The organism is Pseudomonas sp. NFACC08-1 (genome assembly GCF_900106735.1).
Lineage (GTDB): Bacteria > Pseudomonadota > Gammaproteobacteria > Pseudomonadales > Pseudomonadaceae > Aquipseudomonas > Aquipseudomonas fluorescens_Q.
Map to the genome: position 1 here is coordinate 361128 of NZ_FNNL01000006.1, position 22708 is coordinate 383835.

The 22708-nt window shown below is 56.7% G+C and carries 24 protein-coding genes and 1 tRNA gene; 12 read left to right on the forward strand and 13 right to left on the reverse strand.

Annotated features, from left to right (window positions below):
• Nucleotides 1-50: 50 nt before the first annotated feature.
• The 5 genes from secF to queA form a co-directional block, all read right to left on the reverse strand.
• Complete coding sequence (gene secF / locus BLU76_RS15480) at nt 51-965, reverse strand: protein translocase subunit SecF (RefSeq protein ID WP_092143843.1); 915 nt, start codon at nt 963-965, stop codon at nt 51-53.
• A gap of 9 nt (nt 966-974) precedes the next feature.
• Nucleotides 975-2843 carry a protein translocase subunit SecD gene (secD, locus tag BLU76_RS15485; RefSeq protein ID WP_092143840.1) on the reverse strand — a complete coding sequence of 623 codons (1869 nt, stop codon included), beginning with the start codon at nt 2841-2843 and terminating at the stop codon, nt 975-977.
• 63 nt (nt 2844-2906) lie between these two features.
• Nucleotides 2907-3245 carry a preprotein translocase subunit YajC gene (gene yajC / locus BLU76_RS15490; protein ID WP_007916913.1) on the reverse strand — a complete coding sequence of 113 codons (339 nt, stop codon included), beginning with the start codon at nt 3243-3245 and terminating at the stop codon, nt 2907-2909.
• Between the two features lie 43 nt (nt 3246-3288).
• Nucleotides 3289-4404 carry a tRNA guanosine(34) transglycosylase Tgt gene (gene tgt, locus BLU76_RS15495; RefSeq protein ID WP_161951757.1) on the reverse strand — a complete coding sequence of 372 codons (1116 nt, stop codon included), beginning with the start codon at nt 4402-4404 and terminating at the stop codon, nt 3289-3291.
• Nucleotides 4405-4418: 14 nt separating this feature from the next.
• Entirely contained in the window at nt 4419-5468 is a 1050-nt protein-coding gene (queA, locus tag BLU76_RS15500) for a tRNA preQ1(34) S-adenosylmethionine ribosyltransferase-isomerase QueA (RefSeq protein WP_025211994.1), read from the reverse strand.
• A gap of 108 nt (nt 5469-5576) precedes the next feature.
• Here queA and BLU76_RS15505 point away from each other — a divergent pair.
• The 5 genes from BLU76_RS15505 (at nt 5577) to BLU76_RS15520 (ending at nt 8817) form a co-directional block, all read left to right on the forward strand.
• Nucleotides 5577-5661: transfer RNA gene (locus tag BLU76_RS15505), tRNA-Leu, on the forward strand.
• Between the two features lie 356 nt (nt 5662-6017).
• Nucleotides 6018-6347 carry a hypothetical protein gene (locus BLU76_RS15510; protein ID WP_092223330.1) on the forward strand — a complete coding sequence of 110 codons (330 nt, stop codon included), beginning with the start codon at nt 6018-6020 and terminating at the stop codon, nt 6345-6347.
• Nucleotides 6348-6382: 35 nt separating this feature from the next.
• Complete coding sequence (locus tag BLU76_RS15515; RefSeq protein WP_092223332.1) at nt 6383-6787, forward strand: hypothetical protein; 405 nt, start codon at nt 6383-6385, stop codon at nt 6785-6787.
• Nucleotides 6788-6933: 146 nt separating this feature from the next.
• The gene (locus tag BLU76_RS32315; RefSeq protein WP_371915039.1) at nt 6934-7242 is read left to right on the forward strand and encodes a colicin E1 family microcin immunity protein; all 309 of its coding nucleotides are present in this window, start codon (nt 6934-6936) and stop codon (nt 7240-7242) included.
• Between the two features lie 222 nt (nt 7243-7464).
• Entirely contained in the window at nt 7465-8817 is a 1353-nt protein-coding gene (locus BLU76_RS15520) for a hypothetical protein (protein ID WP_092223334.1), read from the forward strand.
• Between the two features lie 195 nt (nt 8818-9012).
• Here BLU76_RS15520 and BLU76_RS15525 read toward each other — a convergent pair whose 3' ends face one another.
• Together BLU76_RS15525 and BLU76_RS15530 are read right to left on the reverse strand one after the other, a co-directional pair.
• Nucleotides 9013-10893 carry a UvrD-helicase domain-containing protein gene (locus BLU76_RS15525; protein WP_218190242.1) on the reverse strand — a complete coding sequence of 627 codons (1881 nt, stop codon included), beginning with the start codon at nt 10891-10893 and terminating at the stop codon, nt 9013-9015.
• 11 nt (nt 10894-10904) lie between these two features.
• The gene (locus tag BLU76_RS15530) at nt 10905-12887 is read right to left on the reverse strand and encodes an ATP-dependent nuclease (RefSeq protein ID WP_218190243.1); all 1983 of its coding nucleotides are present in this window, start codon (nt 12885-12887) and stop codon (nt 10905-10907) included.
• An 807-nt stretch (nt 12888-13694) separates the two neighbouring features.
• Between BLU76_RS15530 and BLU76_RS30845 the strand changes: the two genes are divergently transcribed.
• Both BLU76_RS30845 and BLU76_RS15540 read left to right on the forward strand, forming a co-directional pair.
• The gene (locus BLU76_RS30845) at nt 13695-14609 is read left to right on the forward strand and encodes a hypothetical protein (protein ID WP_139211611.1); all 915 of its coding nucleotides are present in this window, start codon (nt 13695-13697) and stop codon (nt 14607-14609) included.
• Nucleotides 14610-14695: 86 nt separating this feature from the next.
• Nucleotides 14696-15316 (forward strand): hypothetical protein, encoded by a 621-nt coding sequence (locus BLU76_RS15540; protein WP_092223342.1) that lies wholly within the window; start codon nt 14696-14698, stop codon nt 15314-15316.
• Nucleotides 15317-15483: 167 nt separating this feature from the next.
• On the opposite strand, the gene BLU76_RS15545 is transcribed toward BLU76_RS15540, so the two are convergent.
• Complete coding sequence (locus BLU76_RS15545) at nt 15484-15843, reverse strand: DUF6124 family protein (RefSeq protein ID WP_092223344.1); 360 nt, start codon at nt 15841-15843, stop codon at nt 15484-15486.
• A 499-nt stretch (nt 15844-16342) separates the two neighbouring features.
• Nucleotides 16343-16909, reverse strand: a complete 567-nt coding sequence (locus tag BLU76_RS15550) for a helix-turn-helix domain-containing protein (RefSeq protein WP_092223346.1) — start codon at nt 16907-16909, stop codon at nt 16343-16345.
• Between the two features lie 150 nt (nt 16910-17059).
• Here BLU76_RS15550 and BLU76_RS15555 point away from each other — a divergent pair, with 150 nt between their 5' ends.
• From BLU76_RS15555 to BLU76_RS15565, 3 genes are all read left to right on the forward strand, one after another.
• On the forward strand, nt 17060-17842 hold the full coding sequence (locus BLU76_RS15555; RefSeq protein ID WP_092223348.1) for an aldolase: 783 nt from the start codon (nt 17060-17062) through the stop codon (nt 17840-17842).
• A gap of 19 nt (nt 17843-17861) precedes the next feature.
• Nucleotides 17862-18749, forward strand: a complete 888-nt coding sequence (locus tag BLU76_RS15560) for a dihydrodipicolinate synthase family protein (RefSeq protein ID WP_092223350.1) — start codon at nt 17862-17864, stop codon at nt 18747-18749.
• 73 nt (nt 18750-18822) lie between these two features.
• Complete coding sequence (locus BLU76_RS15565; RefSeq protein ID WP_092143796.1) at nt 18823-19101, forward strand: Rho-binding antiterminator; 279 nt, start codon at nt 18823-18825, stop codon at nt 19099-19101.
• Here the strand turns inward: BLU76_RS15565 and BLU76_RS15570 are convergent.
• Both BLU76_RS15570 and BLU76_RS15575 read right to left on the reverse strand, forming a co-directional pair.
• Nucleotides 19076-19309, reverse strand: a complete 234-nt coding sequence (locus tag BLU76_RS15570) for a hypothetical protein (RefSeq protein WP_092143793.1) — start codon at nt 19307-19309, stop codon at nt 19076-19078. The two genes, BLU76_RS15565 and BLU76_RS15570, sit on opposite strands and share 26 nt — an antisense overlap.
• Nucleotides 19310-19313: 4 nt before the next feature.
• The gene (locus tag BLU76_RS15575) at nt 19314-19796 is read right to left on the reverse strand and encodes a hypothetical protein (RefSeq protein WP_092223352.1); all 483 of its coding nucleotides are present in this window, start codon (nt 19794-19796) and stop codon (nt 19314-19316) included.
• A 186-nt stretch (nt 19797-19982) separates the two neighbouring features.
• Between BLU76_RS15575 and BLU76_RS15580 the strand changes: the two genes are divergently transcribed.
• Both BLU76_RS15580 and BLU76_RS15585 read left to right on the forward strand, forming a co-directional pair.
• The gene (locus BLU76_RS15580; RefSeq protein WP_092223354.1) at nt 19983-21206 is read left to right on the forward strand and encodes an S-type pyocin domain-containing protein; all 1224 of its coding nucleotides are present in this window, start codon (nt 19983-19985) and stop codon (nt 21204-21206) included.
• A gap of 7 nt (nt 21207-21213) precedes the next feature.
• Complete coding sequence (locus tag BLU76_RS15585; RefSeq protein ID WP_072346910.1) at nt 21214-21468, forward strand: colicin E3-like toxin immunity protein; 255 nt, start codon at nt 21214-21216, stop codon at nt 21466-21468.
• 114 nt (nt 21469-21582) lie between these two features.
• On the opposite strand, the gene BLU76_RS15590 is transcribed toward BLU76_RS15585, so the two are convergent.
• Both BLU76_RS15590 and BLU76_RS15595 read right to left on the reverse strand, forming a co-directional pair.
• The gene (locus tag BLU76_RS15590) at nt 21583-21858 is read right to left on the reverse strand and encodes a DUF2442 domain-containing protein (protein ID WP_092223356.1); all 276 of its coding nucleotides are present in this window, start codon (nt 21856-21858) and stop codon (nt 21583-21585) included.
• Nucleotides 21859-21989: 131 nt separating this feature from the next.
• Entirely contained in the window at nt 21990-22355 is a 366-nt protein-coding gene (locus BLU76_RS15595) for a DUF6124 family protein (protein ID WP_063322871.1), read from the reverse strand.
• Nucleotides 22356-22708: the final 353 nt, after the last annotated feature.

Below are 22708 nucleotides of genomic sequence, written 5' to 3' on the forward strand. Positions count from 1 at the left end.
CGCGAGTTCAACTCGCGCCTTTTCAGCCGTGACGGGCGGAGCGACGAGCCTTATGGGCGGTCGTCCACTTCCGTTTCGGTGGCCGCTGGAGGAATCAGGTCCTCGGTGCTCAGGTTCAGCCAGATCAGCACCACGTTAGCGATGTAGATCGACGAGTAGGTACCCGCCAGCACGCCGATGAACAGCGCGATGGAGAAACCGAACAGGTTGTCGCCACCAAAGATCAGCAGCGCCGCGATCGCCAGCAAGGTGGAGATCGACGTCGCCATGGTCCGCAGCAGCGTCTGGGTGGTCGAGATGTTGATGTTCTCGATCAACGACGCCTTGCGCAGCACACGGAAGTTCTCACGCACCCGGTCGAACACCACGATGGTGTCGTTGAGCGAGTAACCAATGATCGCCAGCACCGCCGCCAACACCGTCAGGTCGAAGGTGATCTGGAAGAACGACAGGATGCCCACGGTCACGATCACGTCGTGGATCAGCGAGACAATCGCACCCACCGCGAACTTCCACTGAAAGCGGAAGGCCAGGTAGATCAGGATGCCGCCCAGCGCCATCAGCATGCCGAGGCCGCCCTGGTCGCGCAGCTCTTCACCCACTTGCGGGCCGACGAACTCGACGCGCTTGACCTGGGCCGGGTTATCGCCGCCGGCCTTCTGCAAGGCCTCGGCCACCTGGTGACCCAGTTGCGGGTCTTCACCCGGCATACGCACCAACAGGTCCGTCGTCGCACCGAAGCTCTGCACGATGGCATCGCTGTAGCCCGACGTCGCCAGTTGCTCGCGCACCTTGGTGACATCGGCCGGACGCTCGTAGGTCAGCTCGATGAGCGTACCGCCGGTGAAGTCCAGGCCGTAGTTCAGACCCTTGGTGGCCCAGCTGAACAACGCCAGTACAGTGAGGAACAATGTGACGCCGAACGCAACGTTGCGAACGCCCATGAAGTTGATTGTACGTAACATGGCAGCCCCTTAAATCCACAACTTCTTGAAGTCACGACCGCCAAAGATCAGGTTGACCATTGCGCGGGTCACCATGATGGCCGTGAACATCGAGGTAAAGATCCCGAGGGACATGGTCACTGCGAAGCCCTTGACCGGGCCGGTGCCCATGGCGAAGAGAATCCCGCCCACCAGCAACGTGGTCAGGTTGGCGTCGAGGATCGCGGTGAATGCCCGGCCGAAGCCTTCGTTGATTGCACGTTGAATCGACATGCCCGCAGCAATCTCTTCACGTATCCGCGAGAAGATCAGCACGTTGGCGTCCACCGCCATACCCATGGTCAAGACGATACCGGCGATACCCGGCAGGGTCAGCGTAGCCCCCAGCAGCGACATCAGGGCCAGCAGCATCACCATGTTCACCGCCAGCGCGACGGTGGCGATGATGCCGAAGAAGCGGTAGATGGCGATGATGAACAGCGACACGAACAGCATGCCCCACAGGGATGCATCGATACCCTTGGTGATGTTGTCGGCACCCAGGCTCGGGCCGATGGTGCGTTCTTCAGCGAAGTACATCGGCGCGGCCAGGCCACCGGCACGCAGCAGCAGGGCCAGTTCCGAGGATTCACCCTGGCCGTTGAGGCCGGTGATGCGGAACTGGCTGCCCAGTGGCGACTGGATGGTCGCCAGGCTGATGATCTTTTTCTCTTCCTTGAAGGTCTGGACCGGTACGTCTTTCTCGACGCCATTGACCACTTGCTTGGTGTAAGTGGTGGTCGGCTTCTGCTCGATGAAGATCACCGCCATGCTGCGACCGACGTTGCTGCGCGTGGCGCGGCTCATCAGTTCGCCGCCGTGGCCGTCGAGGCGAATGTTCACCTGCGGACGACCCTGCTCGTCGAAGCCCGCCTGGGCGTCGGTCACCTGGTCACCGGTGATGATCAGGCCACGCTCGATCTGCGCCGCCGGACGACCGCCCTCACGGAACTCGAAGCTCTCGGAAGTGGCCTTGGAAGCACCCGGCTCAGCGGCCAGGCGGAATTCCAGGTTGGCGGTCTTGCCGAGGATACGCTTGGCTTCGGCGGTGTCCTGCACGCCCGGCAGCTCAACCACGATGCGGTTGGCGCCCTGGCGCTGCACGATCGGCTCGGCCACACCCAGCTCGTTGACGCGGTTACGCACCGTGGTCAAGTTCTGCTTGATGGAGTATTCGCGGATTTCCGCCAGCTTGGCCGGGGTCATCGCCAGACGCAGCACCGCCTGACCATTGAGGTCGGCCGGCACAATGTCGAAATCGTTGAAGTTCTTGCGGATCAGCGCACGGGCCTGCTCGCGGGTATCTTCATCGCTGAAGCCCAGCTGAATGGCACCGTCGAGTTGCGGCAGGCTGCGATAACGCACGCGTTCTTTACGCAGCAAGCTCTTGACGTCACCTTCGTAGACTTTCATCCGCGCGTCGAGGGCTTTTTCCATGTCCACTTCCAGCAGGAAGTGCACACCACCGGACAAGTCCAGGCCCAGCTTCATCGGGTGCGCGCCGAGCTTGCGCAGCCATTGCGGGGTGGTCTGGGCCAGGTTCAGGGCCACGACGTAATCGTCACCCAACGCCTTGCGCACCACGTCCTTGGCTGGCAGTTGGTCTTCTGCCTTGACCAGGCGCAACAGGCCGCCCTTGCCGTTTTCGGCGATGGACGCAGCCTTGACCTCGATATTGGCCGCCTTGAGCGCAGCGCTCGCACGGTCCAGATCGGCCTGGGTGACCTGCAGCGCAGTGCTTGCGCCACTGACCTGAATGGCCGGGTCATCCGGGTAGAGATTGGGAGCGGAATAAATCAGACCGACCGCCAGCACCGCCAGGATCAGTAAATATTTCCACAGAGGGTATTTGTTCAGCATCACGCCGCCCGCTTATGACGCGGGGCGCCTTGCGCGCCCCGTCGATTGAATAGAAGTTGTTACTTAGATCGCTTTCAGCGTGCCTTTTGGCAGCGTGGCCGCGATGGCGCCCTTCTGGAACTTCATTTCAACAGTGTCGGACACTTCCAGTACCACGAAGTCATCAGCCACTTTGGTGATCTTGCCCGCGATACCGCCGGTGGTGACCACTTCATCGCCCTTCTGCAAGCTGCTGAGCAGGTTCTTCTGCTCTTTGGCGCGCTTGGCCTGTGGACGCCAGATCATCAGGTAGAAGATGACCAGGAAGCCGACCAGGAAAATCCACTCGAAACCGCCACCCATAGGGCCGGCAGCAGCAGGTGCAGCGGCATCAGCCATGGCGTTAGAGATAAAAAAGCTCATTTAGCACTCCAGTTGCAAGTATTGAATCTAGGGATCGGAAAACTCAGTCCAAAGGCGGAACAGGCAACCCGCGCTTGGCATAGAAGGCCTCGACAAAGGCGGCCAATGTACCCTGTTGGATAGCCTCGCGCAAACCAGCCATAAGCACCTGATAATGGCGCAAATTGTGGATGGTATTGAGCATACTGCCGAGCATTTCGCCGCACTTGTCCAAATGATGCAGATAAGCGCGGGAGAAGTTCTGGCAGGTGTAGCAATCGCACGTCGGATCCAGCGGCGAATCATCATGGCGATGGAACGCGTTACGGATCTTCAGCACACCGGTGTCGATGAACAGATGCCCATTGCGGGCATTACGGGTTGGCATCACGCAATCGAACATGTCCACCCCGCGGCGCACACCCTCAACCAGATCTTCCGGTTTGCCAACGCCCATAAGGTAACGAGGTTTGTCAGCGGGCATTTCGCCCGGCAGGTAATCGAGCACCTTGATCATCTCGTGCTTCGGCTCACCCACCGACAGGCCGCCAATCGCCAGGCCGTCGAAGCCGATCTTGTCCAGGCCTTCCAGCGAGCGCATGCGCAGGTCGCGGTGCATGCCGCCCTGGACGATGCCGAACAACGCCGCGGTGTTTTCGCCATGGGCATTCTTCGAACGCTGGGCCCAGCGCAACGACAGCTCCATGGACACCCGCGCCACGTCTTCATCGGCCGGGTACGGCGTGCATTCGTCGAAGATCATCACGATGTCCGAGCCCAGGTCGCGCTGCACCTGCATCGACTCTTCCGGGCCCATGAACACCTTGGAACCATCCACCGGGGAGGCGAAGGTCACGCCCTCCTCCTTGATCTTGCGCATCGCGCCCAGGCTGAACACCTGGAAACCACCGGAGTCGGTCAGGATCGGGCCTTTCCACTGCATGAAATCGTGCAGGTCGCCGTGGGCCTTGATCACTTCCATGCCCGGGCGCAGCCACAGGTGGAAGGTATTGCCCAGGATGATCTCTGCGCCAATGGCCTCGATGTCGCGCGGCAGCATGCCCTTGACCGTGCCATAGGTGCCCACCGGCATGAACGCCGGGGTTTCCACGGTACCGCGGGGGAAGGTCAGACGACCGCGACGAGCCTTGCCATCGGTGGCGAGCAACTCGAAGGACATGCGACAGGTGCGACTCATACTGTTTCCTCGGGTCCGCGTGGCGCGGGGTTACGGGTGATGAACATCGCATCACCGTAGCTGAAAAAGCGGTATCCATGCTCGACGGCGGCCTTGTAGGCGGCCATGGCTTCGGGATAACCGGCGAACGCCGAAACCAGCATCAACAGCGTGGATTCAGGCAAATGAAAGTTGGTGACCAGGGCATCGACCACATGAAACGGCCGGCCCGGGTAGATAAAGATGTCGGTGTCGCCACTGAACGGCTTGAGCACACCATCGCGAGCGGCGCTTTCCAGGGACCGCACACTGGTGGTCCCCACCGCCACCACCCGCCCACCGCGAGCGCGACAGGCCGCCACGGCATCGACGACTTCCTGGCTCACTTCCAGCCATTCGTTGTGCATGTGGTGGTCTTCGATACGCTCCACCCGCACCGGCTGGAACGTACCAGCGCCAACGTGCAGCGTCACGAATGCGGTCTCCACGCCCTTGGCGGCAATCGCCTCCAGCAACGGCTGATCAAAATGCAGCCCCGCCGTCGGCGCCGCCACCGCCCCCAGGCGCTCGGCGTACACGGTCTGATAACGCTCGCGGTCCGAACCTTCGTCCGGGCGGTCTATATAAGGAGGCAAAGGCATGTGCCCGACACGGTCGAGCAGCGGCAACACCTCTTCGGCAAACTCCAGCTCGAACAATGCATCATGCCGCGCCACCATCACCGCCTCGCCGCCACCGTCGATCAAAATCGACGAACCCGGCTTGGGCGATTTGCTGGAGCGCACATGGGCCAGCACACGATGACTGTCCAGCACCCGCTCCACCAGAATCTCCAGCTTGCCGCCGGAGGCCTTCTGGCCAAACAACCGCGCCGGAATCACCCGGGTATTGTTGAACACCATCAAATCGCCCGGGCGCAAATGCTCAAGCAAATCAGTGAATTGACGGTGAGCCATGGCACCGCTGACCCCATCCAGGGTCAACAGTCGACTGGCGCGACGCTCGGCCAGAGGGTGGCGAGCGATCAGCGAATCCGGGAGTTCGAAGGTAAAGTCAGCAACACGCATGATGGGGTTCGTCTAGCAGGGCCGGAAAGTCTAGCGGAAATATCAAAAATTCACCATGAAACGTGATTGACCAACGGTAGGCACCTCTCTATACTTCGCCGCCATTGAGCCCTGATGGCGGAATTGGTAGACGCGGCGGATTCAAAATCCGTTTTCGAAAGGAGTGGGAGTTCGAGTCTCCCTCGGGGCACCATCTTAAAAAAAGACCTTGAAATTCAAGGTCTTTTTTTTCGTCTGCAGGAAAGTGATTGGCCATGACCCAAGCAAAACTCAGCCAATCCCCGATGATTGGCTGAGTTTTGCTTGGGTCATGGCCAGTCACTCCCTTGTGGCGAGGGGATTTATCCCCGCTGGGCCGCGAAGCGGCCCCAACCACCAAACCTCTGGCAAGGAAGAATCTGTGGCTAGCAAGAACCTGTGGCGAGGGAGCTTGCTCCCGCTTGAGCGCAAAGCGCTCACAAAAATGTCACCGCCCCCACCGATGCTCCGCCTTGCAACGCCCAATTGATCCACCGCCCCTCCTCACCCGCTGACAAAGGACTTCACCCCATGGAATTGCTGCTGGAAACAGTCGCTCTTTACTCCCTCAAGCTGGCCTATGAGACAGAGGGTCACAGCCCGATCCTGCGGGATGATCCGTTGATGGGCGGGTGTGATCGGGAGGTTTTCGGGTTGTTGGTACGGCGCGGGGATGTGGCAGGGATTCAGAGTGAGATAGGCCGATGCCTGGATCTGGCGTTGGGGGCGGTTGGTGGGGTGGATACGGTGTTGGGGCGGGAGTTGCATCACCTGACGACGACATTTAGCGCCGTGCAGGCGATAGAAGGCCTAGATGCTCCGCTCATAGCGCTTAAAGCTTATCTGAAAGATATTCTGTAAACCGCAGTGCTCGACAGGCAAAACGCAGGCAACCCATGGACGACATCATCGCAGCAATAGGCAGTTGGCTAACCGAAACCCACGAGGCTAAACGGCGGATGGTGAGCAACCTGGAAACGCTCTTCTGGATCGCCTTCGGGATTGTCAGCGTGATCGCCGCGAAGGATTACGCTGCGAAGCGTAAGGCGCTGATGAAGCGAGCAGAGCTGGCCTTGCCGGAGAAAAATCTGGTGGCGACGTCGTTTAGTGACGAAGCGGGTCGGCCGGTTAAATATGATGGCATCCTGCGGCGAGTTGAGGACGGGTATACCGTTGGCGTGATTCGGGAGGCTGACGGGGAGCGCACCGAGTCGTGTAGCGAGGTGATGCCGTCGTTGGAGAGGGTTGAGGCTTATCTTACAAGCTGTACGCCGTTTGTTTTGTCGGATTTCAAAGGCTGAACCGGTAATGCCTGTGGATTCATTACTGCGCAGTCAGCGACGAATTTCGTGCTCCGATCATTGACATTGGGTACATCGAGAAGAGCCGACACCCAACATGACTCTTGAGGCACCCTTTGAACAAAAAATATTACCTTAACAATCTCTTGATTTCGCTCAGCTTACTCGCACTAGGCCTAAGCGTTTGGTTTTACAAAGAGCCCTCATACGAAACAGCTAATTCGCGCTATCTGATCGTAGGTTTCTGCAGCGCCTTTCTCTTTCCTTTTTCTCGAAAGCTTATTGAAAATACATGCCTACGCTTTATAAGCCGTGAATTCTGGACGACTGGATTATTGACTGAGAGCCCAGGGAAGAACGGACTCTACGTCATCTATTTTTTGATATGCATGGCTACGGCAATACCTTTGGGCGGTAGCTTTTTGATTTATTTGGGAATAAAGAGAGCGGCCTAAATAGATCGCTCTCCTTTTCCTTATCGACTCAAAACGGAATCGAAAGCGTCGTTGAACATTTGGATTTGTTAGTCGCTCGAGCTGGAATGAGCTCCCCGCACGATGAAGTGTCTACTCAGCTACGGCACGGTCTGCTTTGGATAGACTCACAAATATCTGGCCGCTTTACGCTATTTTCTAGGCAAACCAAGGAATGACTACAAACTTGAAGGACTCAAATTGATGTCAATTTCACTAGGGGATTTTTTCTACCCTCACGTAAAATTTCTCCACGGCGCCGCCTACAACCTGCACCAGATCCTGGAAGGCCTTGGCGTCGTATCATCGACCTTCACCGGGCGTAACGACGCCGGGCAAATCATCGGAACTTACTGGTCGCCCGATGAGGCCATGGTGATCACGCTGGGCTATCTGATGATGCTGTCCCTGCTGCTGATTCCCTTGCTGGCAGCAACGGCCTTTACCGTGAGCAAGAAGCGAAGTGTGTTCATCTTCTTCGCGCTCTTGTTCCTACCCGGTGTGTTGAACTGCCTGGGCCTTTTCCCAACCATCAATTACCTGCCCATTCGTTACACCATCAACGGCGTTGGGAAGCTGGGCAGCGAAGTCGGGCTGATCCCTTTGTTGATGCTTTGCGCCCTCACTGGATGGGGTGTCATGGTCCTTATTTATGACAACCTCAACCTCACCGAACGCTTCCGACAGCTATACGATCACTTCTGGTTTCCGCTGGCATTGGTCGCAGCGGTGTTCTTCGTGGCGGACAACGGAGCCAATGAAGACGCCGCATTGCTGAAGGAAGCGACAGCGAGCATCCAGGACGCCAGCGCGTTCCTGTTGAGCCAGATCAGGCGCTACGATGATTACTGTAAGGCCAATGGCTTGGGTAACCTGAAGTCGTGCCAGTGGAGCAGCGATTCACAGTGGACCTTTACTCACATCAAGGAAGGTGAAGCCAGCTACTTCATAGGTTACGCACCGGACGACTCCAAAGGGTTCTACGCCGCGAATAGAAGAACCCTAAGCGATGAGGACGTGATCGCCATTCGCACAGAGATCAACGAGTACAACCAACGGTTATGCCCCGTGAAGTACTTTTCCAATGGCATGTCGCGCTCATCGCCACTCTCCAGCACCTGTGAGTACGTCCCCCACGGCTATTGCTCGGTCAATCCTGATGGCCCGCCGGGACTTGTAGACAAAAACATCAGCAGCCACACCGTAGCCTTGGCGAGCGAATGCATCATTCCCTGGCTCGCCGGTGCCAAGCCTTCTTTGAAGCAATTGTCGGCGCTAGTCAGCCAACATGACAAAGCCAAGAATCAGCGTTGGCTGTATTTCCTTGCTGTCGCCGTAGCGGTCGGAGCAAAAGTGGCGTTGGCGACTACCAAGTTGTGTTTGATTGATGCGCGGCCTGTGGCTGATAGGCGTCGTGTTCTTAGGGCTGCACGGTATCGGCTGGGCCAGTGCATTCGTGTACTGAAGCGCCTGCTGGTTGGTTCTGGCCGCTTAGCATGGTGCGCTGCAACCCGTGTATCCAAGCTGCTTAGCCGAGGAATAGCACGGGGAGACTAATACTCTACCTAGACATACCGAGCGCAGGGCGCTTACGCCGGGCCAATCTAGGTAACAAAGGAGACGGACAGCTCAGCCTGAAAATAAATCCATCCCCTTTTTGACACATTTGCGGTCTTTCCCTGTACTCCGGCTGGTTTGCTTGATGCTAGCACGACGGCATCTATGGCCGAGAGACATCGGCCCACTCAACGTTCAACGAATCTCGATTTCTTCCACGCCAGCGTCGGTCAGCAACTGATACAGCTCGGAAACCCGTTCACGTCTTCCTCTGCCCGCGCAGAAAAGGAAGATTGCTCTCTGCTTGGCTCTCGATAGCGCAACAAAAAATGTCGCGATGCCCTCCGGGTTTCGCGGCGTATGACTCCACCATGATTGATCGTCAAGCCCAACAAAGAATACGGTGTCGTATTCGAGCCCCTTGCTCTTGTGAACAGTCATCATCGAGATGTCGTGCGTGCCTAAAAACCGATCAATGCAGGCTGCCCAGGTCGCAGCCTCATAGGCTGACTGTTGCAGGTGCAGTGAAAACGCTTCAGTCATGATTTCGAGTAGATCGTTTCGCGTGTATGCGGCATAGGCAGCCGCCATGGCATTAACGTCCAAGAAAGTAAAAATCCGCCGCGCTATTTCAGCTGCAAACTCAACCGAAGGCATTTGAGCACGGACCTCTTGCCCGAGTGCGGCCAAGAAGCCTTGGATGTCCTGATCAGCTCGATATCGTTTTATCTCGTCGTCTTCGTCGACTCCGCGAATAGCATAAACGGCAGAGGACAAGGTCGACCAAGCTGCAGCGCTACGCTCTCCGCTGGCTAATCGTAACGTTGCCAACGCTATGGTAGCGGCCTCATCGACCATCAAGTCCTGAACATTGGTTCGGCCAATCGCTTTGTTCTCGTTTCGAATACTCAACCCAGCGGCTGTAAATATCGGTCGCAGTTCTTCCTCAAACTGATCAGCGCGCTGACGCACTAGGAGCACATAGTCCCTTGGTTGCTTCTGGCGCGTAACCAAATCCGCTGCTATCCACTGGGCAAGCTGTCGCCCTTCAATCACCGTGGAGCGAGAACTCCACACCTGAACCACATCCCTATCCAACTGGCCCACAGCTTGAGACTGGATTTGTGGCGATTGCGGATCCAGAGCCTGCGCCACGAAATGCTGAACGCGCACCAGCTCCGGTGATGATCTGAAGTTGAAAAGCAGGTTGACCCGTTGCGCCCCAAAATCCGCCTCGAATTGTTCGAAGGCATCCTGACGTGCACCGGCCCAGCCCATGATTCGCTGCTTGTGATCTCCTACCGCAGTGACGACGGTTCCTGCTTGGCCAAACGTAGAGAGTAGGAAATCGTATTGAGCGAACGATGTGTCCTGGAACTCGTCCACAAACACGTAGGGGTAGGTCATACGCAGCGCACGCGCAATCTTAGGATTCGCCCGAATAATCAACTCAGCCAACCGATTCAACGTCACGAACGAGAGTCTGGACACATTAGTGCCGTACAACTGTTGTCGCAGCCACTGATAGGCAGCTAGCTGCTCGGCTGTGGTGGGCTGCAGGAGTGCGTCCACTGCCAAACGACTGCCACCTATCGCTTCTGCCTCAAATCGCTCAGCCGAAAGCTGCGCAATTCTAGGTTGCCATTCCGCTGGAGCCATAAATTGAATGCGGTTCAATTCGTCCTGCACTATTCGCCGCGTGGGGAAACCTATTTCATAGGGGCGTGAAGGACGCCAATGCTCTGGGATCGCAGCTTGGAAACGATCAACGAGACTTTTAGTGAACGCATCAAACGTAAGGGAGATGAACCGCCCGGCCAGTTCAGGAGGGCAGCGCTTGCGAACACGAGCAGCGAGATTGGCTGCCGCATCCGTCTTGAACGAGATCGCAAGAATCTGCTGAGGTGCTTTGCACAGCCCCGTCTCCAACAGGTAAGCCGCGCGCTGAGCTAGAAATTCCGATTTTCCAGCGCCAGGACCTGCGACCACAGAGGTGGACTCCGTGCGGCGCAGGGCGATCCAAGCATTGGGCTCTAGGTTGGGTATACCGCGTGGTAGCCATACTTCAGGCGACAAGGATCTCCAGCTCATTGCTGCTCAGCCTGATCTAAGACTGTGCGAACCCTCGCCAACAATCGCTGTAAAGGCTCGGGTACTGCAGCCATCAAATCAGCGGGTGTGACCTGGCTCAAAACCCTCACGTGAGTGCTGGGCTTCCCACGTCCCAAGAAGAGATACCGATACCACCGCAGATCATTGTCTTCGTCAACACCGTAGAAGGCTGGAGAGCCTTCTACGCCTAGGACCGCCTCTCGAGGCTCCCCTACCCCGGCTGGCCCACGCATCCCCGGTTCGAGAACCCGATACGCTCTTGGATACGCTTTAAGCATGGTGTAATCCAAGTCGAGCGGATCGGAGAAAAACACTTGAAATTGCTCAAGCCACGCGGTCCATCGGCGCAAAGCTGCAAGGTCGGCAGGGTCACTACGCGATATCTCGGCCAGGTTTTCTGCCGCACCACCGGCTCGCAGAAAGCCTGCGAAGAGTTGCTGCGGCGTGAAATCGATATTCAGCAGTTGCTCGCATGCATTCCTAATACGACCAAAACCACCTCCGCTGCGCCCCCAATCCAGATCCAGCAAAGTCGCATAAGGCACCTGGAGACTACCGAGCAATCTCCACAGGTGATTCACGTGACGTCCTCCCAGCGGCACCACAGCAACGAATGATCTATCGATGGGGAAGCCCATCGCTTTTGCGAGGAGCGGTAACACTACTTCTTCGGTGGCCCCCTCACCAAGTATCACGTAGCGCGCAAAATACAACTCAGGGTAGGCCCGGACAGCCTCTCGAACGAACTTAGAAGCCTCCTCGTCCCCGATTGGCATTCTTATCTGGCGAACTTCTGTGCAGCGACTTCCCTGGTTCAACTGGAAGTGCCGCACACTAGATGGCTCCACCCGAGCGAGGATGCTGGGCGAGTGGCTGGAGACTATCGCTTGGGCATTCGACCCCGCGGCTACTTCTTCCACCTGTTTGATGATACGAGATAGATAGAACGGAGCCAGATTATTCTCCGGCTCCTCAAGGGCAACGATAGTCAGCGCTGGCAGCGCTACACCGGCACCGGCAAAGCCCGGTGGTGCATTGTCACCCGCAAGTCGCGCCTCAATATCCAGCGTGGCTGAAACCATGGCCATATGGAATAACGAGCGCTGACCGTCGCTGAGATCCTCAAGCGCGCGGTCTTGCCCATCTTCGGCGGGATGGAACACCACCTCAACCCGCCGAATAAATTCCTGCCAACGGGTATCGACCGGGCGAAAGAACGGCGTGGTATCGGTACCAGCAGAATGAAGCTGCCGCCATCGCCGGGTCACTGCAGAGCAGATACTGTCAACGGCCGCCTCGGCAGAGAACCCCTCATTCACGGCAGTGCCTGCATCGGTTAACGAGTCCTTAACCTCCGGCGACCAACTGATTGCGCGCCAGAGTCGGCCGCGGATAAAGGAGGTTACCTGAGAGGCACCGTCCCTCGTCGCTGGAATGTAGATGAGTTGGATACGCGAACGATCAGGGCCACGAAGTTGCTGGAGGTCAGTGTCTTCGAAGTTACCGAACGTCTGTACAGCGCAATATGACTCTTCGATCGCACCGTCCAGGGTGCCATCATCTGTCCATGTTGCCTGCAGCCTCAGACGGACCTTGAGATTGCCGTTTTCCTCGGCAGCCATGTTCTTGAAGAACGCTGGCACTGCAGCGTTATCCGCATCGTCATCTAATTCCGGGAATGCAACGATGGCTTCAATCACCAGCGTGCGAGCCAAAGGCCGTTCATCCTCGTTTCGGGGGATATGGAAGTCTTGCTTGCGCAACCGCCGCTGCTCTGAAGTCACGCCAAACATCCGCTGTAAGGCCTGCATCACCGCAGTCTTGCCAGTACCGTTATCGCCAACAAACGCTACGAGACTAGGTCCTAGGACAACGTGGACTTGCTGAGGGCCGAAGCAACGAAAGTTCTCCAGACCAAGACGTTCGATGTGCATGCGATCTTCCTGATAGCCGTTCATGAAAGCTGCCTCAGTTAGCGATCAATGAGAGGCAGCCATGCTTCCACGCAGTAAGTAGCGTAGCACTCAACAACGATCCTGGTAGCAACCAGTTCTGAACTTCATAGACACAGTCTTAATGACTGTTACTGCACCGATTGCGACCTATGGTGGGCCAAAACTTGTAGACACTGCCGTAACACCTGCTTGGTTTATAACACCCAATACACGTGAAAGACGGACAACGCGCAACACAACAAAACTCAATAAATTCAATTAGTTAATATCATACGTAACACTCGCAACACCTGTAACACGTCTTATCGAGCCCAAACCCCATCGGTAATAGAGCCTCCAGCGAAAATAATGCTGACTTGGTATCGACTTATGCAGAATTCGAACGCGTGGCTCGCCGTCCGCCAGAGTGCATTGGAGGTGCCGTCTACCAACAACAGACAGAGGAGATGCATCCACCGGAGTACTGACATCGCCTGGGACCCTGGGGATGTTTGGTGGATACGGGGTCGGAAACCCGCCGGATCTCATTAGTGGCTGCGCTTCAAAGTTAGTTGACTGGTTGACCCAGTTGACCGGGCCGACCGTTCACTATCATCAACACATCAGGGGACCGTTACCAATCCAGCAACGATGCCCTTTTCGCTGCAAGATCCTTTCAATTTCAACGACTGAAATTTCAGTAACTTCCAGCACCTCCAACTAACTCAGCCCCGCGGGTTTCCGACCCCGTGCCGTTTGAAAGGCTCTAGGGTACCCGGCAACCTTTTTGACATGGTAGGTTATGGTCATCTAGGAGTGAGGAGGCGCTAAATGGAGTCAGCTCGTGATAAATACACAAGGGAAATTGTCGAGGCGGAAGAGCTATGGCAGTTGCCTACGGTAGATCGAAAAGGATACGAATGTGGCAGCTGTGGGGTAGACGTTTATCCTGCCTCCTATCTCAAAACCAATCTCAAGCGACCTTATTTCAGCTTGTACGGAGACACCGATCACCTGAACGGTTGTGACGTCGAGGGCGATAAAAAGACAGTTGCTAGAGGAAAAAAGGGAAGCGTTCGCGACGAGTTAGAAACTAGCCCAGGGTTATCTCCGTCGAGATTGACACTTAGAGACGAGCGTGTGGCGGTTGACCCTACGCTTCCTCGCACATCAGCTCAAACCAGCAGCGCCAGAACTGCCCGACGTGACATAGATAGTGAAACGGTGAGACCTGTTGGTCGCAGAGCAGCAAATACCATTCGTCCCATCTGCCGAGCATTTCTAAACTTCCCTTTTGACAGAAATATGTCGCTGGACGTTCCAGGAGTTGACGACAAAACATACTGGACTGCCTTCAAGAAGCTAGGAGCCGGCAACAAAGGGATAGAGACATTCGAGCGCCCAAAAATTTTCTACGCGGAGCTCGCATGGGCGAAAGCTCAAGAAGATGACGGCTCGCTTACCATCCCACTATCGGCTGGTGAGTGGAGTACTGATCGAAAACTGGTTCGCCATTACAAGGTGCGTGTGAGCTGGGCGAAATGGTCAAAATACAAGCGAACAGTTGTAAGAAATGAGATGGAGGTTGTGCGTGAGGAAGGGATAAAAGCAAAGAAAAAAAATCTCAAAGATCGCGCATACATTTTCTTTATCGGTGACCAGGATGAGGACGATCCAACCATTTTTAACGTAAGTGACCACAGGCTGATTTGTGGGCTGCTAGGGGCTTTGATCATCGTATCTTGATGATCACTCCTTAGTTCGCTAGGTTCAGTTGTCACACGATCTGATGGCTGAACCTCTCTTAAACAAGTCAAACAAGAGATAACAACATGGACTCAACTCTTCTTGCCGCAATAATCGGAGCAATCGCAACGGTGGCAGCGGTATTGATAGGGTGGTATCTCCAACGTCCCAAACCGGCGCCCCCACCCATCGCTCCAGTCATCACCGAGCCCCAAAGCAATGAGGAAACCGAACCTCAAAGCTTTGCACGTAGGTACTTGGAGTACCCAAGCCACTATCGTTTCATCAAATCGCTACCGAAGTTGAGAGCCGTCGTTCTAGAAAATGCTGGTGAAGGATGGGACACCGGAGTGACGTCCGAGATGCGCGATGCAAGCTACGACGTTACCGCATTTTTAGAATATGCATGGTTGCGTATTGCGGAGTTTTACCCTGATAGGCATTGGGGTGGTCAGTCGGCCCAAGACTACATTCAGACCTATATTCAAGGGCGATACGCGTTCCACTGGTCCAAGCATGAGCCTGGTGGTCCAGGAACCGGAGGAACGATAGTGGGGATACTCACTGGTAACGACGTTATCAAAGATCTGGAGAGCCTGATTTCAGACACCGTCGGCGCCTTGCTGGGCTACAACGACGATTTTGATTTTGTGACGTGGAAAAAGGAATGGGACAACGACGTGATTCTTTCCCAGAGTGAGAACTGACGTCATAATCAGCCACTACCCGAAACGGTGTATCCCTACATGTATCCCTATCAATACAATTTGGCTGAAAGCCCCGGATTTATGGGAGACGACAGTCTCCCTCAGAAACAAAAAAGGTCTTGCGAGCAAGACCTTTTTTGATCCAGGCGGCACGTAGCACTGCTGCCCTACCTCACCTCAACAATATCCAAAGCCCGATTCGCCAACAGCTCACTCACCTCAATCACCTGCAAAATCCCCAACGCAACCCTCCGCCTCGACCCATCCAGATCAAACGCCAAATCACTGATCATGGCATTCGCCGAAGCTAGGTTCTCACTGAGATTCGCAAGCAAACACTCAGAATCAACCCCCGGATCAATCCGAAAAATGGAGTCCGACTTGTCAGACGTTTCGCTCTTAGGCTTAGGCTTCAGGTAGTAATCCAACGCTCGCGTGGCAGCGTCGTCGATTTTCTTGTTGCGGGCGGACTGGGCACGGGATGTAGGTTCATCTGCCGCAGGAGGATTCGGAGTAACTTTTACCATCGTCTTGCTTCCTGTAGTAGGAGCCATCACCCGCTCGCTGCTAAACGATGGGAGGCAGCTGTACGCAGGTTAGCAGACCGGGGAAACAAGAAACCGGCGCGTCCGAGGACGCCCTGCGCACAGCCACCATCAAGTGCAGGATGGGAATCCTGACTGGATGACGCCTTGCACAACCTGTTTCACCGCGAGCTGCTAAACCCGATCACTGACCATCAGTGACAGGTCCAAAACTACCGACGCAACCCCAGGCGCACAAGCCGGCGGATTCTGGCGTAGTTGTAGGCAAAGGCGCAAGGCGCTGTGGCTTGGCGGGCTTCGTTGCTGGGGTCTGTCGGTCTTTACTGACAGATGCCATTCGACTGGGCCGAGCAGATGTCCGATGCCGTTCCGGAAGATCTGTGGCGGGGCGGTCATTGGAGGGGGCTGCTGCGCAGCCCAGCGGGAGCAAGCTCCCTCGCCACGGTGGTTTGCTTCCTGAATTGCGTTGTGCGTGGAGCCACTAGGCGCCCTCGCCCTTTTCCGACGACTCATCGCTGTGCACCACCACCAGCAACTGCGCCTGGACATCCCCCACCGAACGTAGGCGATGGGGTTTCTGCGCATTGAAATGCAGCGCATCACCACGGTTCAGCAGCACGCGCTCGTTCATGAAGTCCACTTCCACCTGGCCCTCGTGCACGAACAGGAACTCCTCTCCGGTGTGTTCCTTGAACGCGTGATGGGCCGTGAATTCGGCGGCCGGGTAGAGGATGAAGGGCAGCAGGCTGCGCTCGGACACTTGGTGGGCCAATACCGCGTATTCGGAGCTGCCGCTGCTCGCCGCGAGGGATTGACGGTCTTCGCTGCGCACCAGGCTGTAGCTGTCGAGGGAGACGGTTTCTTCGGAGAACAGCTCCTCGACTTTCACGCTCAGGGCCTTGGCGAGCTTGAGCGCCGTGGCGATGGAGGGCGTGCTCAAGCCCCGTTCCACCTTGGACAGGTAGCTCTTGGTCATCCCGGTTTTTTCGGCCAGGACGTCCAGTGTCATGCCGAGTTTTTTCCTGAGCAATTTCAAGCGAATGGACATAGGTAACCAACATTTCCAGAGAAACGGACAATCTGCGATTGCAAATGACACTTTGTATCATATAGTCTATTTAGTGTCATTAGCACCTTCCTTTCACAGCTTCCATGACGCGGATCAAGAACGGTCAAAGAACGAATCAGGAGAACGGATATGAGCAAGACACTGGCGACGCCCAAGGACCAGTTGGTCCAGCATGCTGTTAACCAGATGCAGAAAACACTGCCGGATAATACGTGGACTGTACGACAAAAGCTGGCCCTGACCTGCCGCATCCTGTTCGAGAACGGCCACGACTCAGGGCTGGCGGGGCAGATTACCGCGCGCGGGCCGCAACCGGACACCTATTACACCCAGCAATTGGGCCTGGGCTTCGATGAGATCACCGCTGGCAACCTGTTGCTGGTCAATGAAGACCTCGAGGTGCTGGAGGGCCATGGCATGCCCAACCCGGCCAACCGCTTTCACACCTGGGTCTACCGCGCCCGGCCGGATGTGAATTGCATCATCCACACCCACCCGACCCACATTGCCGCGCTGTCGATGCTGGAAGTGCCGCTGCAGATTTCCCACATGGACCTCTGCCCGCTGTACGAAGACTGTGCCTTCCTGGAGGGCTGGCCGGGTGTGCCCGTGGGCAACGAGGAAGGCGAGTTGATCGCCGGTGCCCTGGGTGACAAGCGCGCCATCCTGCTTTCCCACCACGGCCAGTTGTCCACCGGTGCCACCGTGGAAGAAGCCTGCAACATCGCCCAACTGATCGAACGCGCCGCGAAGCTGCAATTGCTGGCCATGGCCGCCGGCGAGGTGAAACCGATCCTGCCTCACCTGGGCCGCGAAGCCCACGACTGGATCGCCCGCCCCAAGCGCCATGCGGCGGCCTTCAACTACTACGCCCGGCAGAGTCTGCGCCAACACGCCGATTGCTTGAACTGAACCCACCAGGAGCGAAGCCATGTCTACCCCCAACATCCACGGCATCATCGGCTACACCATCACGCCCTTCTCCACCGACGGCCAGGGCTTGGACCTGGACGCCTTGGGCCGGTCCATCGACCGTCTGATCGACAGCGGCGTGCATGCCATCGCGCCCCTGGGCAGCACCGGCGAAGGCGCCTACCTGAGCGACGCCGAGTGGGACCAGGTCAGCGAGTTCAGCATCGCCCGCGTCGCCGGCCGGGTGCCGACGGTGGTCAGCGTATCCGACCTGACCACCGCCAAGGCGGTACGCCGTGCGCGTTTTGCCCAGGATAAGGGCGCCGATGTGGTGATGGTGTTGCCGGCCTCGTATTGGAAACTGAGCGAGGCGGAAATCCTCGCGCACTACCAGGCCATCGGCGCCAGCATCGACCTGCCCATCATGCTCTACAACAACCCCGCCACCAGCGGCATCGACATGTCGGTGGAGCTGATCCTGCGGATTTTCAACGCGGTGGATAACGTCACCATGGTCAAGGAAAGCACTGGCGACATTCAGCGCATGCACAAGCTGCAATTGCTGGGCGAAGGCCAGGTGCCGTTCTACAACGGTTGCAACCCCCTGGCGCTGGAAGCCTTCGCCGCCGGCGCCAAGGGCTGGTGCACCGCCGCGCCGAACCTGATCCCGCAGCTCAACCTCGACCTGTACGCCGCCGTCCTGGCGAACGACCTGAGCCAGGCCCGGGCGTTGTTCTATCGTCAATTGCCACTGCTGGACTTCATCCTCAAGGGCGGTCTGCCCGCCACCATCAAGGCCGGTTTGCGCACCCTCGGCTTGGAGGTTGGCGATCCGCGTCTGCCGGTTTTCCCACTGGATGAGGCGCGTAACCAGCAACTGCAGACTATGTTGAAACAACTGCTCTGATTCAGAGTTCTAATCTTGCGACGGACAGGTGGCGCCCTGACCTGTCCGGTCGCTCCATTGAGGGTCACTTGAGATGAAGACCTATCAACCGTTGAACTGCGACCTGCATGATTACCTGGAGATTGCCTGCCTGTACGGCTACACGCTGGACATCGAACTGACTGACGGCCAACGCCTGACCGCCCGCGCGATCACCACGCGCACCGCCCCCACGCGGGAGGAGTTTTTCGACGTGGAAACTGCGGACGGTCGCCTGGAGATTCGCCTTGATCAGTTGCTGGCGATTACGCCGCGGGATGGCAGTGCCAGGTTTGGTCGGGTTGTGCTCACACCCTATACCGTGCCCGGCTAAAAAACAGTGCCGCTCCAATGCCAATTGCACTGGTCGAGACGATACCCAGGTCAAAACCGGAGATGAAAGACGGCAGCGCAAAAATACTCGCAAACCCCAGAGCGACCAGGGCAATGCCTAGCCATTTCCTGAGGCCGTAGGATTTCATATAGAAAAACAACAACAGGAACACTGCGTACGCCAGGGCGTATAGGCCATATTCGTTCATCGTCCTAGCCGCCCTGAGTCTTGATGATCATGGAGGATCCGGAGTGTTGCGGACCGATGCCACCGCTGACCTGCGCATCCAGGCTGACGATGACATCACCGGCGTGATAGGTCGGCAATTTACCTAGCGTGAACTCGCGGACGGCCCATCCCACAGGGATGACCGCGGCGGGCATGAACTTGCCTGCCGCTGCGGCGAAAACACCGCTGGTGAGGTTGGCGATACTCATTCGTTGAGCGTTGAGTAAATCCCCCTGCTGCCGGGTCAAGGGTTTGGAGATCCCGACCATCATTTGGCAGGGTAAATCCTTGGCAAGCATTTTGTCGTAGAGCTCTACCACCCGGTTGCTCACTTCATAGTGGGCGGCTTTAGCTTCACCAAAATGCAGCTCCCTGAGGCTACCCCGTTCATCGGCTGACAGGGTGAAGCGCGATACGCTGAAGATAACTCCATGGCTGCTGGAAAACTGTCCGGTTTCAAACTTCAATGCTCGCGTCCTTATCGAGTCTGGGAAGACGGGGAGTTTGTCTTAGCTGATGGGCTTTTCGCAAATGGAAATCGGCCCTACCTGCATTGAGGAAACCGGAACAACCACTTCAAGAAACCGCCTACATCGCGCCCCTCTCTTCCCGCGTTAGCGTCTGTCCCGCACTCACTGGACGAGACTCACTACGTGGCGACACGCAAAAAAGACATCCCCCAGGTCCGAAACCCGCCCGGTGGTGATGGACATTACGTCACTTATCGGGACATGACCGCCAGCGAACTGGCCGAGCGCGAAGCCCGGCAGTTGGCTTACGAAGCCATGCTTGCCCGGCAGGCAGCCTATGAACGAGAGCGCTGGGCCACGGTGGCTAACAAGCCGTTACCCACCGTAACCGGAAGCGTGTTTGCCAAGAGTTGCAAGCTCCCCGACGGCATCATCGATTACAGCAACCCCAACGGCTACGTCCCTGCCGATCTGGTCAAGCAGTACGGCGATCTCATGTGGCTCGGCGGCAGGAGCGCCGCCCCATCCGGCACGATTCCCCTCAAGCAGATCAGCGCTGGCACGGTACCCGTTACGCTGGGCAGGCTCGCGCTGGGCGGGTCGGCAACTTCTACGGCAGCCGCTGCCGGCGGCACCGTTGGCGCGGCCCTGCTGACAGGCATCGTCGCCTTGCTCTGGCCCAGCAGCCTGGGTGACAGCGCGCTCTACAGCGAAGATCAGTTACGCAACCTTAAGCAGGCTCGCAGCCGCATGCGCTTGAGCGTCGAGCAGCAGGCCGATGGGAGTCTGAAGGGTTACGGTTTCTACACTGGTCAGAACCGCGATTGGGAAATGGTCGACGTTGTCCAGTTCACCCCGCGAGCCGATCAATTCATCGCCGACCTGGGTGATGGCATCGAACTGATCTGGACCCCGGCCACCAACCCGTCCGACACCCTCGGCATTCCTGCCCTGGAAGCGGCGCCACAGGCACCTCACATCTGGATCTATCCCCCGACGCCAGCGGCCGACAGCATCATCGTCGACCCGATCTATCCGCCGGAGTACAGGGATTTCATTCTGGTGTTTCCGGCGGATTCGGGGGTTCGGCCGGTTTATGTGGTCGCCTCTGTCAGGCGAAGCGGTAACGCCGATCATGACTATCATCCCGCTCCAGAAACCGAAGAAATTACCGGTTTCTCAAATCTCGAGTCGGTAAAAAAGAAAACACCAAAACAAGCAGGGGCAGGACTTAGAGAACGATGGATTGATCCTAAAGGAAGGACCATTTATGAATGGGACTCCAGACATGGTGAGCTAGAGGCATATCGCGCAAGCGATGGAAGTCATTTAGGCGCGTTCGATCATAGGACGGGTCTGCAGGTAGGTCAGGCTAGAAAAAACCGCAACATCAAAAAGTATTTGTGAGGGTTCAATGGGCTTGAAACTGAGATTGGATTGGTATGACAAAAAAACCGAACTGGCTGGAGGCAAAGAGTATTCGAAGGATATGGGAGATGATTTGTCGGTGATCACCGCGTTGAAGCTGGGAAGCGAACCAGAAATATATGACGGAGGCTTTGATGTGCTCGCTGGATGGATACCAATCATCCAGCCCTTCTTTGACCATCCAATCGAACCAGAAAAATTCGACTATCAAATTGCATTTCGGTACCGAACCAATTGGTAAAAGACAATTCGTCACCAGCTCATCCATAACATTCGTACGTGGTGGCGGCGTAAAATGTCGAAGCGCGGCGGTCGTCAGCGAGAGCTTGTTGGACGCCATCCAGCGTTTGAATGCCTAGGTAAGCATCACCTCACCAGCTTGCTCCAGTGCCAACCGATGCAAGGTGACGGCTGCTAGTTCCAGATTATAGCCCCAGCTCACATCGAAGCCCCATTCAGCCACTTGGGCGGTAGAGAACAACGTCAGATCTTCCAGGGGCTTGAGCACCGGGAATTGTCGGATGTATTCCCGCAGGTCAACGTCGTAACGCTTACCCTTGGCAAACTCCACTTGCAAGGCATGTTTGCCGAGGACAGGTTTCACGCCGTTGATTCTGACTTCGCTGATCATGGGTCAGCCTCTTCGACTCTGTTTATTCCAAACACGCTGCAGGTCAGCGGTGTGCTTTGCCGCCCGCGCCAAGGCGGCAGGAAAGGCCTAGCTGTTGCAAGACCTTTCCTGTACTGAGACAAGCGCCTCGACTACCTCACCTCGACAATATCCAACGCCCGATTCGCCAACAGCTCACTCACCTCGATCACCTGCAAAATCCCCAACGCCACATGCCGCCGAGCCCCGTCCAGATCAAACGCCAAATCGTTGATCATGGCATTCGCCGACGCCAGGTTCTCACTGAGGTTCGCAAGCAAACATTCAGAATCAGCCCCAGGGTCGATCCGTAAAATGGAGTCCGACTTATCAGACGTTTCGCCCTTAGGCTTGGGCTTCAAGTAGTAATCCAGGGCACGAGTGGCCGCTTCGTCGAGCTTTTTGTTGCGAGCCGATTGGGCACGTGATGTGGGTTCATCTGTATCTGTAACTGGAGGATTCGGTGTAATTTTGACCATAGCCTTAGCTCTCTTTGGGTTGGGCTACGTCCCGCTCGCGACTAAACGATTGGGAGGTAGCTGTACGCAGGTTAGTCGACCGACGAGCTAAGAAATCGGCGCGCCCGAGGGCGCCCTGCGCACAGCCACCATCGAGTGCAGGGATGGGGGATACCTGACTGATGAACGCTTGAGCGACTTAGCAACGACGGGCGACTAAACCCGATCACTGATGAGCAGTGACAGGTCCCAAACTACCGACGCAACCCAAGGCGCACAAGCCGGCGGATTCTGGCGTAGTTGTAGGCAATGGCGCAAGACGACGTCGGCTCATGAGCCTAGCCGTCCAACGTCTGACAGACCCGGCATAAAAA